Annotated in this window: 8 protein-coding genes and 2 pseudogenes; 2 read left to right on the forward strand and 8 right to left on the reverse strand. The window is 58.5% G+C overall.

Going from position 1 to position 13,237, the window contains the following annotated elements:
• The 3 genes from FHR94_RS10925 to FHR94_RS10935 all read right to left on the reverse strand — a co-directional run.
• Window positions 1-288: AMP-binding protein (locus tag FHR94_RS10925; RefSeq protein WP_183325763.1), on the reverse strand; the 288-nt coding region annotated here is incomplete at its 3' end.
• 157 nt (window positions 289-445) lie between these two features.
• Window positions 446-1,246 carry an enoyl-CoA hydratase gene (locus FHR94_RS10930; protein ID WP_183325764.1) on the reverse strand — a complete coding sequence of 267 codons (801 nt, stop codon included), beginning with the start codon at window positions 1,244-1,246 and terminating at the stop codon, window positions 446-448.
• 26 nt (window positions 1,247-1,272) lie between these two features.
• Complete coding sequence (locus tag FHR94_RS10935; RefSeq protein WP_183325765.1) at window positions 1,273-1,722, reverse strand: OsmC family protein; 450 nt, start codon at window positions 1,720-1,722, stop codon at window positions 1,273-1,275.
• A gap of 429 nt (window positions 1,723-2,151) precedes the next feature.
• On the opposite strand from FHR94_RS10935, the gene FHR94_RS10940 reads away from it, so the two are divergent.
• A complete protein-coding gene (locus FHR94_RS10940; RefSeq protein WP_183325766.1) occupies window positions 2,152-3,555 on the forward strand; it encodes a solute carrier family 23 protein in 1,404 nt (467 codons plus the stop codon).
• 253 nt (window positions 3,556-3,808) lie between these two features.
• Here the strand turns inward: FHR94_RS10940 and FHR94_RS10945 are convergent, their stop codons facing one another.
• The 5 genes and pseudogenes from FHR94_RS10945 to ltrA form a co-directional block, all read right to left on the reverse strand.
• A complete protein-coding gene (locus tag FHR94_RS10945; protein WP_183325767.1) occupies window positions 3,809-6,019 on the reverse strand; it encodes an OsmC domain/YcaO domain-containing protein in 2,211 nt (736 codons plus the stop codon).
• 247 nt (window positions 6,020-6,266) lie between these two features.
• Window positions 6,267-6,923 (reverse strand): acyloxyacyl hydrolase, encoded by a 657-nt coding sequence (locus FHR94_RS10950; RefSeq protein ID WP_183325768.1) that lies wholly within the window; start codon window positions 6,921-6,923, stop codon window positions 6,267-6,269.
• 58 nt (window positions 6,924-6,981) lie between these two features.
• The gene (locus tag FHR94_RS20070; protein ID WP_183325769.1) at window positions 6,982-7,545 is read right to left on the reverse strand and encodes a class IV adenylate cyclase; all 564 of its coding nucleotides are present in this window, start codon (window positions 7,543-7,545) and stop codon (window positions 6,982-6,984) included.
• A 7-nt stretch (window positions 7,546-7,552) separates the two neighbouring features.
• Window positions 7,553-8,731: an adenosylhomocysteinase gene (locus tag FHR94_RS10960; protein ID WP_183325770.1), complete on the reverse strand. Its 1,179-nt coding sequence runs from the start codon at window positions 8,729-8,731 to the stop codon at window positions 7,553-7,555.
• A 1,204-nt stretch (window positions 8,732-9,935) separates the two neighbouring features.
• Window positions 9,936-11,123: pseudogene (gene ltrA / locus FHR94_RS19665) on the reverse strand (group II intron reverse transcriptase/maturase).
• Between the two features lie 449 nt (window positions 11,124-11,572).
• Between ltrA and FHR94_RS10970 the strand changes: the two are divergent.
• A pseudogene (locus FHR94_RS10970) lies at window positions 11,573-12,991 on the forward strand (IS1380 family transposase).
• The last annotated feature ends 246 nt before the right edge of the window (window positions 12,992-13,237 follow it).

Genomic DNA, 13,237 nt, shown 5'->3' on the forward strand with positions numbered 1-13,237 from the left:
CGCGCCCACCATGGGCACCCCGAAGTGGGCTTCGTACATGGCCGGGACATTCGGCAACATGACGGCCACCGTATCGCCCCGGGTGATGCCGAAATCTTGCAACATGGATGCCAGTCGACGACAGCGGGCATAGGTCTGCTGCCAGGTGTAACGCGTCTCGTGGTAGATCAGCGCCGTCCTGTCGGGATAAACAGCGGCCGCCCGTTTGATGAAGCTCAAGGGAGACAGCGCAACATGATTCGCCGCGGTTTTCTCGAGAGCCTCATTGAAATGGCAAATATCATTCATGGATCAACCCCTGTTATTTTAGGGAAGGGTTCATAACCCGACCTTTCTACCGCCACGACGGCGGTACGAGCCATTCGCTGTTCAGCCGTCACCACGCTGATCGACGACCATGCCGCCATAGGGGCCGCGGCCTGAGCGTTCCCACGGCACAGTGGCACTACTTCCCCGGCTGCTCCCAGACGGGTTGACGCTTGCCGAGAAAGGCATCGATCCCCTCGCCTGCATCGGGGCTCATCATGTTCTCCGCCATCACATCACCGGCGAAGTCGTAGGCATCGGCCAACGCCATCTGACGCTGGGGATGGAACATGGCCTTGCCGAAGCGTACCGCCGCCGGACTCTTGCTCAGGATCTGTGCCACCTTGTCGTCAACGGCGGCGTCCAGGTCGTCGTCCTCGGTGACGGCACTCAGCAGTCCCCACGCCACTGCCGTCTCCGCATCGATAAATTCGCCTGTCACCAGCATGTCGAACGCCCGCTTGGGGGAGACGCTGCGTGACAGCGCGACGGCCGGGGTCGAGCAGAACAGCCCCACGTTGATGCCCGAGACCGCGAAGCTGGCCGATTGCCCGGCGATGGCCAGATCGCAGCTGGCCACCAGTTGGCACCCCGCCGCCGTGGCCATGCCCTGGACCTTGGCGATGACCGGGACCGGCAGGGCGACGACACTCTGCATCACCCGGCTGCAGCGGCGAAACAACGCCTGGTAATAGGCCTGGTCGGGATTGGCACGCATCTCCCGCAGGTCGTGACCGGCGCAAAACCCCCGCCCATTGCCGCCGATCACCACACAGCGGACGGCAGGGTCGGCGGCGATCGCCTCCAGCTCCCGCTGCAAGGCGGTCAGCAGCGCGTCGGACAGGGTGTTGAATTTATCCGGGCGATTCAACGTGAGGTAGACGGCCCCGTCTTTATTTTCCCTGAGAAGAATATCTTCCGAAGATTGACTGTGATTCATAAGTGACTCCCGCCAGGAATGGCTGATTAAACATCATTGATCGTCACCTCGGCGGTGATCGAGTTACGGATAAAACAATTCCTGTGGGCACCGGCGTGCATTCGGGATATCGCTTTCTGGTCGGGCATTTTATCACCCCCGAAGGTGATGCGCGGTGACAATTCGATACGCGTCACCTCCATCCCCTTTTTATCGTTGCGCTCCAGATAGCCAACCGGATCGTCCTCATAGGATTCGACCTGGTAACCCTGAAAATCGGCGATGGCCAGAAAAAACAGCATATGACAGCTGGACACCGCGCTGATCAGCATTTGTTCCGGGTCGGCACAGCCTGGATCGCCCTTGAACTCGACCGACGCGGAAACATCAACCTGCTGTTCACCGTTCAACGTAACTCGATGATTACGCGAATAGGTGCTGGCATCGCTTTCGTGGGGGGCACGCTGCCAACGAATGACGGACTGATGGACTGACATAGAAAAACCTCCTGAGCATGCCCGCAGGCTAAGCGATCCGAGAGACACCCGTAAAACGACGATTGCTAACCAGGTGGGTTAGTCCAGCTAATGTGAAAGCTGGCCCCCAGGCCCGTCGCCCGCCAGCCGACACTGTGATGGAGGGAAAGAGCGAAGGGGAAGCGAGTTAGGCGGGAAGGGCTGAATGAAAAAAAATAAGCCAAATGCTTAGGAACGATCACTTTACCCCCTTGATTGACTCCGGGTAGCCTGCATTCAGTGTGACGTCATGTGGGATACGGTTAGTAAAACAACATGAGTACTTAATATCAAACCGATCACCCGATGAAATCGCAAAACGATGACGCAATCCCGAACACTCCCGCTCAACCAGGAGCGTCTTTAAAAGCAAAACTCTTATATCCCTACAATAAATACGAGGAGGCCACGATGTCTTTGATGAATCGGAAATACGGAGAGGAACATCCTTATTGGGCGGCCGGTCCTTTCAAGATCCGTCTACCCTTTATCCACTACCGCTGGGAAAGTGCGGAAACCATCCAGGCCCTGATCATGTTCGTCGTCGCCATGGCCATGATCCCGCTGCTGGAGAAATACCTGGCCCTGCCCTACGAGGTGGCCCTGGCGTTCGTGGTGGTCTGCGGCATCGGCTTCATGCTGCCCAACCTGCTGGGAAGCCCCTTCGTCCCCGGCTGGATCACCCCCGCCATCCCGGTGGTCCTGTTGTTCATCGGCCAGTTCGAGCCCGGTCCCGAGGCCATCAGGGCCCTGGTGGGGCTGCAACTGGTGATGACGTTCATCTTCTTCTTCCTGGGTATCACCCGCCTAGGCACCAAGCTGGTCAACCTCTTCCCCAGTTCCATGAAGGCCGGCATCCTGATCGGCGCCGGCATCGCCGCCATCACCGGCGAGATCGCCGAGGGCGGCCGCCTGGCCAATACCCCCTGGGCGCTGAGCATCGGCTTTGCGGTCACCGCCTACATGCTGTTCTCCCTCTCCTTCCGCGATCTGATCGAGAAGCACCGCTGGGCCAAGATCATCTCCAGCTACGGCATGGTCCCCGGGACTCTAGTCGCCATGGGAATCGGCTGGATGATCAGCGAATACCCCCTGCCGGCGGTGGAATTCGGCCTCTCCTCTCCGGCCTTCGCCGAGATGTGGAACTACCTGCCCTTCACGGTAGGCTTCCCCGGCCTGGATATCCTATGGATGGCGATTCCCACCGCGATCATCGCCTACATCATCGCCTTCGGCGATATCATCGTTGGCCAGAGCCTGTTGGCCCGGGTCGATCACCTGCGTCCCGACGAGAAGATCGAAGTCAACGTCGACCGGGTGCATATCATCACTGGCATCCGCAACCTCCTTCACAGTCTGTTCGCCCCCTACCCTGGCCTGGCCGGTCCCCTTTTCACCGGCGCCATGGCCACCATCGCCGAGCGCTATCGCTACGGCCGGTCGGCCATGGACACCATCTACAGCGGCGCGGGAGTGTTCTGGATCGTCGGTTTTCTCGCACTGTTCCTGCTGCCCCTGGTCACCCTGTTCAAGCCGGTACTGCCGATCGCCCTCTCCATCACCCTGCTGATCACCGGCTACCTGTGCATCAGTGTCGGGGTGGAGCAGGTCAAGAACGCCACCGCCATGGGGGTCGCCGGCACCATGGGGGTCGTACTGGCGGTCTACGGTGCCACCTGGGGATTGGGTGTCGGTATCGTCCTCTATCTCATCATCGAAAAGCGCAGCAAGAAAGCGTTGGCGGAACATGTCGGAGAGGAGCCCGAAGAGCCTATCCATATCGAGGAAAAGGCCGCCGACTTCGGTAACACCTGACCTCTCTATAGCTTGCCACCGGCGATTGGCCGAGCCGGTCAATCGCCACTTACCAACAACAGTATGCATGCCCCTGAGCGTCGGTGAAATCGATATCGACGGAAAAGGGTTGAGGCGTTACCTTGGTGAAGGTCGCTTCTTATTCGGGGATAGGGAATCAATAGGCGTAATCAGATAAAGAAAAGCCCCCGAACCAGTCGCCTGGCTCGAGGGCTTTTTCATGACAGGCCAATGGTGGATACGGCTCCGATGGTCAGAGGCCGGCCCTGGCGGCACGGTGCGCATGCAGCTTCCGGTAGCTCTCGATCAGGCGCTGGTGCTTCTCCAGCCCCTCCAGCGCCAGACTGGTCGGCGTCAAGCCGTGGAAGCGAACGTCGCCGTTCACCGAGCCCACCACGGCGTTCATGGTCGCCTCGCCGAACATGCGCCGGAAGTTGTACAGGAAGTCCTCCAGTTCCAGGTCGTCATCGAGGAGGATCTCCAGTACCGCACTCACGGCGCGATAGAAGAGATTGCGCGCCACGGTGTTGTCGTTGTACTGCAGGAAGATGTCGACCCGCTCCAGCGCCTCCTCGTGCTGGCCCAGTGCCAGGTTGATCAGCAGCTTCAGCTCGAGGATGGTGAGCTGGCCCAACTCGGTGTTCTCGTCGAACTCGATGCCGATCAGGGTGATGATGTCCTGGTGGTCGTCGATCTGGCTCTCTTCCAGGCGCTCAAGCAGATCACTCAGCCGCGCGTCGCTGAGCTCGTGCAGGTGCAGGATGTCCTCACGGAACAGCAGCGCCTTGTTGGTATTATCCCAGATGAGGTCCTCCACCGGGTAGACCTCGGAGAAGCCGGGCACCAGGATGCGACACACCGGCGCGCCCAGGTCCTCATGGACGGCGATGTAGGACTCGAGGCCCAGTTCCTCGAGGATGCCGAACAGGGTCGACGCCTCCTCCGCGTTGGTCCCGGAAAAGTCCCAGTCGACGAAGTCGACGTCCGGCCGGGCGCTGAAGAAGCGCCAGGAAACCAGCCCCGAGGAGTCGATGAAGTGCTCGACGAAGTTGTTGGGCTCGGTGACGGCCAGTGAATTAAAGGTCGGCGGCAGGAAGTCGTTGAGGCCCTCGAAGCTGCGGCCCTGGAGCAGTTCGGTGAGGCTGCGCTCCAGCGCCACCTCGAAGCTCGGGTGCGCCCCGAAGGAGGCGAAGACACCGCCGGTCTTGGGGTTCATCAGGGTGACGCACATCACCGGGAACTGCCCGCCCAGCGAGGCATCCTTGACCAGTACCGGGAAGCCCTGGGCCTCCAGCGCCTCGATGCCCTCGACGATGGCCGGGTAGCGCGCCAGCACCTCCTGGGGCACGTCCGGCAGCGCCAGCTCCTCCTCGATGATCTGCTTCTTCACCGCCCGCTCGAAGATCTCCGACAGGCACTGTACCTGCGCCTCGTGCAGGGTATTGCCGGCGCTCATGCCGTTGCTGAGGTAGAGGTTCTCGATCAGATTCGACGGGAAGTAGACCACCTCGCCGTCCGAGTGGCGCACGAAGGGTAGCGAGACGATGCCGCGCGCCGTCTGGCCGGAGTTGGTGTCGATCAGGTTCGAGCCGCGAAGCTCCCCCTCCGGGTCATAGATCGCCCGGCAGTACTCGTCGAGGATGCCCGCCGGCAGCGCGTCATCGGGGCCGGGCTGGAACCACTCCTCGTTCGGATAGTGAACGAAGGCGCTGCCCGCGACCCGCTCGCCGAAGAACTGGTCGTTATAGAAGAAGTTGCAGCTCAGCCGCTCGATGAACTCGCCCAGCGCCGAGCACAGCGCGCTCTCCTTGGTGGCGCCCTTGCCGTTTGTGAAGCACATCGGCGAGGCGGCGTCGCGGATGTGCAGCGACCACACGTGAGGCACGATGTTGCGCCAAGAGGCGATCTCGATCTTCATGCCCAGATCGGCGAGGATCGCGGTCATGTTGGCGATGGTCTGCTCCAGCGGCAGGTCCTTGCCCTCGATCCAGGTGCCTTTCTCGTCATTCGCGTCGTCCTGCGGCGAGCCCAGCACTTTACCTTGCAACAGCGCCTGGGCGTCCTCGTCGATGTTCTCCACGGTCTCGATCTGAAACTCGGGCCCGGTCTGCACGACCTTCTTCACCGTGCAGCGGTCGATGGCGCGCAGTATGCCCTGGCGATCCTTGTCGGAAAGATCCGCCGGCAGTTCCACCTGGATCTTGAAGATCTGGTTGTAGCGGTTCTCCGGGTCGACGATGTTGTTCTGCGACAGCCGGATGTTCTCGGTGGGGATGTCCCGCGCGTTGCAGTACACCTTGACGAAGTACGCCGCGCACATGGCCGAGGAGGCCAGGAAGTAGTCGAAGGGGCCGGGGGCCGAGCCGTCGCCCTTGTAGCGGATCGGCTGGTCGGAGATGACGGTGAAGTCATCGAACTTGGCCTCCAGCCGGAGGTTGTCGAGATAGTTGACCTTGATTTCCATTGACAAAGCACCGGATTTGTGGTTTCAGGCGGGCGTAGCGCGTAACCCGCCATTATCCAGCTTTTCCGGCCCTTCGTCTTGGGCGAGTGGTCAAAAAATCGCCAACCCGGGCGATCCGGGGGAATGCCCCGCTCCGGCCCGAAGCCCTGACGTTGGCTGAAGGGCCTCATGATGCTACTGGCGCATGCCAGTGAGAGAGTCCCTGCCGTCTGCGTGAGAGGCGCCGACGGCGTCATGCCGACGATGATCAAAATCTGTAGCTGAACTCTATCATGTGAAAGTCTGCCCCGGTCGTGTCTGATCCATTAACGCCGGCATCGGAATAGTGAAGAAACCGATAGCCAAGCCCCAGCTTTTTATATAAAGGAATACTGATACCGGAGGTCAGGGCAAACTGGAAAGGTCCGCCATAATCCTGCGTCCCAAAGCGATACCGACTGAACAGTGCTCCACCTGCCCCCACATCCAGGATAAAACGCCCGTCTTCACTCCCCAGCGTCAACTCCGGGATGAGAGAAACGGCGAAAGCATTTCTCCCCGCTCCCCGCAAAATCCCGGCACTCGCCATCAAACGGGTGTCCATCCCCCAGCCTGACGTGGAGTAGCGCTTCCATGATAGCTCGAAGTTAGCCGACAGGTCGTACTCCTCAAAATCTTCCGGCGCCTCTTCTCCCAGCAAGGTCTGCTCTGAAATTCGTGCGCGTAGGCTGAGACTCTGTAGTCTCAGATCGTCAGAGTAGCTCAGGCTGGGAGCGAGAAGGCAACAGATGACGATCGGCAACAGCCAGAAATAAAATACACGGTGAGAAAGAGCGATTACCGGCAGCATATATTCTAGTGCAAGAAAGGTCGTTTCAACCATTCTTTTGTTAACGCCTGAGTTAGAGTTCAATTCCTCCAACATGTCCGAATACGACCCGGACAATAGCTGATGCGGCTCGACACCCAAGTTCTTCAGAAGACTATTGGCGATTCTTGTCCCGTAGCCGGCAGTTTCTTCCGCAGTTAGAGTGCAATTCCTCCAGCATGTCCGAATACGACCCGGACAATAGCTGATGCGGCTCGACACCTAAGTTCTTCATAAGACTATTGGCGATTCTTGTTCCGTAGCCGGCAGTTTCCTCCGCCGATAGCACTACCTCAAGTTCCAGAAAGTTTCCAAGCCCCGCAACCTCATCCACATGGACTCTTGTCTGCCCGATGAAGTATAAGCTTCTACGCTTTCTAACCGTAACGTAAAAACCGCCAACTGTTATAAGAGACAAACGCAACGGCCAATACAGTATGCCTAATGGAACTCTCCAGTACGACGAGGTTTTGGGGCCAGCACGATCCGCGCGCCTGTAGAAGATAATCTCCCCATTGCTTCCATTTACACTACGAAGCTTGAGCCTGCCAACGCGGAGACGGACGTAACTGTCCACTTGGTCAAGGACATATGGCCCCTTCGCATCCAGTTGTTTGAGCCGATAGACAACCGAATTGTGGTTTTCAATCTTCGCCTTGAGTTCAACGTTCTTTGACATTTTAATCCTATGAATTAACGAAACGCAGCCAATCCCGCGAAACTTCGTTCAAGAAGCTATATGGGGACTCATGCACAAATCCAGGCACATATTTGTCGCGCCGCTTTAATAGCAACATGCTGCAAAGCAATATTTCGGAGAAAACAAGATCAAGAATCTCGTTAGGAATACTTGGAAGAATGAAGTTGACGGCCGCACCATTCTTAGCCACCACAACGCTTCTTGAGTGTGGCAATTTATATTCCTCGAGAGCGTCACCTAATGGCACCACGCCAAGCGCTTGGTCACGCACCTCTGAAACATCGAACTCGGTATCTTTAGACCCAACGCTAGCTAAGATGACATTGTTTCGACACTCCTCGATCTCTTCGTATGTCATCGCACCATTTGGGTCGCCAGTTGCCGAAAATATTATGTCTGCGTGCTTAATTAGCTCTCGTTTCTTATGGACGCTGTAGCCATCGATAAAGGCGCCTAAGTTCTTAAAATCATGCTTATCATATACATATACGCTTAGATCAGCGGACCGTAGCGCGCGCGCTACATTCTTTCCGATCATTCCGTATCCGATAACTAGCGCGTTGCGTCCTGAAAGTGAAATTCCACTCTTGCGGAGAGTGTAGTCCATTGCGAGAACTGCATCTCTGCCCACAAATCTCGCTTCAATCTCTTTCAGCACACTTCTTGCGACTGAGAATATCGGAATCTTTATTGATGCAGCGGCATCAAGATACCGGTTGTGCCCGAAGGTCGTATCTTCGACGACGCCAACGAACAACTCGAGGTCAAGGGCTTCTCGGGAAAGCCTAGAGAGTGGCGCGGCAAAGTAGCCGCCAACATCAACAATCAGTATGCGTTTACCGTTAGCTTTCGCATTTTTGAGCGCTTCTTGCAGAAGCCGGTCGAGAAAATCCGTCTCTTCAAGTTCCTTGTAGGATTTGAAGTATGTTGGAAAGCCCTTGTCCTCCATCCGCCTTCGCACACCGGGGTCGATGGAGTAAGGCTTGGCAAGTACCGCGCCGAACTCTGCTCCAGCGTCATTCAGGTGATAGAGCATTTCCTCCGTCGTTGGCAACAGATGCTCCAAGACGAGCACTATAGTCTTCGAAAGTTGCTTACGATTGCGTTCCTGCCTAGCATACTTTCGAAATACTCGCAGCTGCGATTCGTGGAAGTGATAGGTCATGGGCCTCTCTATTAGCCTCGTTGCATTCTAACGCAGGCATAACGGGCCGGTTTGTGGAGCAGCAGCGGAACAAACCGGTTCCGTTGATGCATTAGTTAAGTGGATGTCAGGTGCCGAAATTCTCTCGGCTCCAGTTTTGTATCGGACAATATTTTGCGGCTAATGAGGTCTTTCCGAATTGCCAAAATCAATGCACCCAAAGCCTCTTCTTTTTCCTGGTGTGAAGCCTGCCTATCAGTGTGGACGGTGTCGATGAATGCGTATACCTTTCGGATTACGTCGTCTGGACAATACATCCAACATAAGTTGAGCTGATCTATAAAATGATTTTTAAGGTGTTTGCTTTCATCAGCTGTCCAGCTACTAACATAGAACCCCTTTAATGATTTTATCAGCTCCTGATACCTATCTTCTTTCCGCTGATATTCCTCCCAATACCTCTTTCGTCGCTCGTTCACGAACCACGCGACGACAGCTCCAGCTAAAGGAAGGAAAAACTTAAGGAACTCAATCATCAGATTTCAATTCCTTTCACTTAACTGTTCAGCATTTATTCGCCGAGCGGAGCATGGCGAATAAATGCCCATTGGACTAAACCGCCCATCAGGCTGCTATACAGCTTCTATAGGGTATTGTATTTGCCGGAGTGCGACCTGATGCCTCAGGTCGCGCGGGCACAGATCTGGTGTGACGCGTTCGGGCAGTGATGTGAGTCATGATCCCCCTCTCCTCCGGACCCAATTTTCCCAACGTAGCGCGCCGATTGATCAAAATCCATCAACCCCGGCTTATTCATGAGGCAGGCCTGAAAACGAAGATAGTCGGGTAGACCGGGCGATCGCCCGACCCGGCCCCCCACAGATCCGGACATGCGCAATTAACGCATCCGGCTCTTCAACCATCAGTTTCGCTGAAGGATCAGCATTGGTGCACAATCCTCGCCTTGGGGAACGGCAGTACCTTGAAGAGTTGAAGCGCTTTCCGCCACACAATATTTGCCTTTTGGGATCGCCGGCTCAGCCATTTGATCCAACACCACTTCACCCGATGGCGAAACGTCTGTATGGACCGCATGTTGCCGCGAATACCATAGTAGGCAACGTGGCCCTGGACCTTACGACTCAACTTCCTGTGCTGTTCCCGAATCGGCAAATGACGGTTCCACCGGCACCACTGCGCGATGCGCTTGAGCCCACGCCGAAACCTATCTTTTCGCCGTCTTGCGCTTGATAACCAAGAGCCCGCGGCGTGACTTCCCCCAGTAGTGGGTGAAGCCCAGAAAGTCGAAGGTCTCGACACGCTGATCTCGATGCGGGCGGAACCTCACCAGACGGGTCTTGGTCGGGTGCAGGGTGAGACCGAAGCGCGCGAAGCGCTTGGGCAGCACCTCCAGCACCTTGCGGGCGTCGGCTTCGCTGCTGAACGCGAGCACGGCATCGTCGGCGAAACGTACCTCGAACGCGCGTCCGCGCAGGCGTGGCTTGACGTCTTCCTCAAACCACTCATCCAGCACGTAGTGGAGATAGACGTTCGCCAGCAACGGGGATATCACACCCCCTTGCGGGCTGCCTAACTCACCCTTCTGCTATTGCCCATCTTCCAGAACCCCGGCCTTGAGCCACTTGCCGATCAGGCGGAGGATCACACCGTCCTTCACTCGTTGCTGCAGAAAGTCACGCAGGTGCCGGTGGTCGATCGTGTCGAAGAAAGCCTGGATGTCCAGGTCGATGACCCAGCCACCTCCCATCGACGACAGGCCATCCCACACCGCCTTGATGGCCTGGTGCGCCGAGCGTCCCGGCCGAAAGCCGTACGAACAGTCCAGAAAGTCATGCTCGTAGAGGGGCTCCAGCAGGGACACCACGGCACGTTGCAGGACCTTGTCTTCGAAGGTGGGAATGCCGATCGGCCGTGTGGTGCGCCCATCCCCCTTGGGGATATGGACACGCCGCACCGGCGGCGCCCGATAGCACCCGCTCTTGGCCGATTCCAGCAGACGCTGGATGTTGGCCTCGGAGTCGTTCGCGAAGTCGTCCGCCGTCTGGCCATCGATCCCGACGGCACCGTCGCGGCGGGTCATCAGGGTGGCCGTCTTCAACCACTGGGCGTCGATATGATGCGCCAGTGACGTGAAGGCACGCTGCGGGAAGCGCTCTGCCAGCGCTGCTATCCGCACTTGTTTCGTGGACATGACCTCAGGTTCCTGAGCACCTGTCATGTTGCCCTCATGCGGTTCTGATGGTTGGCCACCCCTTCCCTCCACCGGGTCCCGTCGAGCCGGTTCTCCGCTTTCATGAGTACTATGGGTGGCTCCGACTCCCATTCCCCCATCTGGCCGGCTCGCTGCCCTTGCCGTGCCATACCTTCTGAGTGACTGTTGTTTCGCTCCCATCACCGCCGGTCACTACAGCGCTGGGCCAGGGAGCTTGGGGTCAGGTGGCTCCCGTACCTGGCGTTGTTGAATCGAAGGAGGGAAATGGGCCTCCCAGGTTCCTGGGAACCCCCTGTGTGAGCATGCCCTGCTCTAATGACCCCGGCGACCCTCTCTCACCAAGCCTGTTCGGTGAGTTCGTGTTGCCTTCCGCTATCCGCAGGGCGTCGGCGATCGCATGGTGAAAATTTCGGGGCTCAATGACACGGCCTACTCACTTGCTGCCTACGCTTCACAGCGGCGGTTACCCGACGCTGCGCAAGACTCGCTACCGGATGGCGGCTACCCTTGGCCGGGTGGGAATTGCACCCACTGGGGTTCATTTCACCCTTTCTGCAGGCACTGAGCCTGTTTCCGGGTGACCAGGCTTCGCCTGGCGCACGCGAATGGTATTCTCTAACGGAATCAGTCTGTTCCGGCAAGAACACGATTCCAAGAGGCCATTCGCCATGGGTGAAAGCGTATCTCCCTGGACTCCCTCCTGCAACGGCTCTGTCAGCGTCCAGCTGAGTGGCCACGCCACGAGCAGTGATTCGGGCGCGTTACTGCTGCGCGAAGCCCTCGATCGCAGCGGCGTGATCGAGGCGCTGGAAGACCATCTGGTTGATCGACGCCATCCGCTGCGCATCCGTCACTCGCTGGCCAATCAGCTGCGAACCCTGGTGCTGCAGCGTGCGATGGGCTGGATCGACCTCAGCGATACCGACACGCTGCGCCGTGACCCGCTCTGGCAGTTGGCCTGCAGCGATGCGCGCGGGATGACACCCTTGGCCCAAGATCGGCCATCTCAAGCCACGCTGTCGCCGCTGCTGACCTGCCTGGGCCGCAACGACAACATCGATGCCGTGCACGAGGGCCTGCTGCGACTGGTGGTCTGGCGTCTGACCTCGCTGAAGAATGGCGAACGCCCCGAGCAATTGACCTTGGACATCGATGGCTTGCCGATCGAGGTCCACGGCCACCAGGGCGGCTCGGCGTTTCATGGGCTTTATGGGGCACGTATCTACTCGCCGCTGATCGCCTCGCTGGCCGAGACCGGCGACATGGTCGGTGGCCTGCTGCGCGAGGGCAATGCCGGCCCAGCCGAGAATGCCGATACCTGGATCCCGCACTTGGTACGGCGGCTCAACGAGAGTACCGGGGCCAGTGTCCGGGTGCGCATCGATGCGGGCTTCACCGACAACGACACGCTGGAGGCCCTGGAAGATCGCGGCATCGAGTACCTGGGACGGCTGCGCAGTCACTCGGGCCTCCAAAAGCTGGCGGCGCCGTACCTGAAGCGGCCGCGAGGTCGTCCACCCGAGCACCCTCGAGAATGGTGCCACGACCTTGAGTACCAAGCCGGTTCCTGGCCGGCGCCACGGCGTGTGGTGCTGGTGGTACAGGAACGCCCCGATGACCTGCTGCTGCATGCCTTCTTCCTGGTCACCAACCTCGGCAAATTCGACTGGCCGCCGGAGAGGGTCCTGGCGCTCTACCGCAAGCGCGGCAGCGCCGAAGCACACATGGGCGAGGTGAAGTCGGCGTTGGATGTGCATCTCTCGTCGACCGATCGCGGCGCCTCCACCGTCCAGGACGTTATGGCCCGCAACGAGGTGAGCCTGCTGCTGAGCCTCTACGCCTATCAGGTTCTGCATGGGCTGAGGCGCCTGCTGGAGAGCCGGACGCTATAGGGTTGGAGCATGATGCGGATGCGCGAACAGGTGCTCAAGGTCGCGGCCACGCTGACGGTACACGCCCGGCGCATCACCGTGCACCTCGGCGATGCCGCCGACAAATGGTGGCCCACCTTGCTGAAGGGACTGCCTCGGCTGACGGCTCTGGTCTGATCTTCGGCGTCACCACGTTCCATGCAGCAGGCAAGGCGACCACAGTGGAGGTCGACGGCCACGGCTGTGCCGGCGATCGACATTGATTTCTAAAAGCTATAAAAAGGCCGGCCAAAAGCCGAGTCGGGTATAGATCAACCGGCTACCAAACGGCCGCACGACGTTGAAGTGGGCCGATACCGGCAACCCCTTGGCTCAACACCCTCATTCGGCGCCCTGATGAATGAGGCGGATCAACGGGACGAG

It is taken from the genome of Halomonas cerina (assembly GCF_014192215.1).
In the GTDB taxonomy this organism is placed as follows: Bacteria; Pseudomonadota; Gammaproteobacteria; order Pseudomonadales; family Halomonadaceae; genus Halomonas; species Halomonas cerina.

Excerpts from the sequence above, each read along its gene's own strand:
- FHR94_RS10930 (WP_183325764.1), bottom strand. The coding sequence starts at position 1,246 with ATGAATCACAGTCAATCTTCGGAAGATATTCTTCTCAGGGAAAATAAA.
- FHR94_RS10935 (WP_183325765.1), bottom strand. The coding sequence starts at position 1,722 with ATGTCAGTCCATCAGTCCGTCATTCGTTGGCAGCGTGCCCCCCACGAA.
- FHR94_RS10940 (WP_183325766.1), top strand. The coding sequence starts at position 2,152 with ATGTCTTTGATGAATCGGAAATACGGAGAGGAACATCCTTATTGGGCG.
- FHR94_RS10945 (WP_183325767.1), bottom strand. The coding sequence starts at position 6,019 with ATGGAAATCAAGGTCAACTATCTCGACAACCTCCGGCTGGAGGCCAAG.
- FHR94_RS10950 (WP_183325768.1), bottom strand. The coding sequence starts at position 6,923 with ATGTTGGAGGAATTGAACTCTAACTCAGGCGTTAACAAAAGAATGGTT.
- FHR94_RS20070 (WP_183325769.1), bottom strand. The coding sequence starts at position 7,545 with ATGTCAAAGAACGTTGAACTCAAGGCGAAGATTGAAAACCACAATTCG.
- FHR94_RS10960 (WP_183325770.1), bottom strand. The coding sequence starts at position 8,731 with ATGACCTATCACTTCCACGAATCGCAGCTGCGAGTATTTCGAAAGTAT.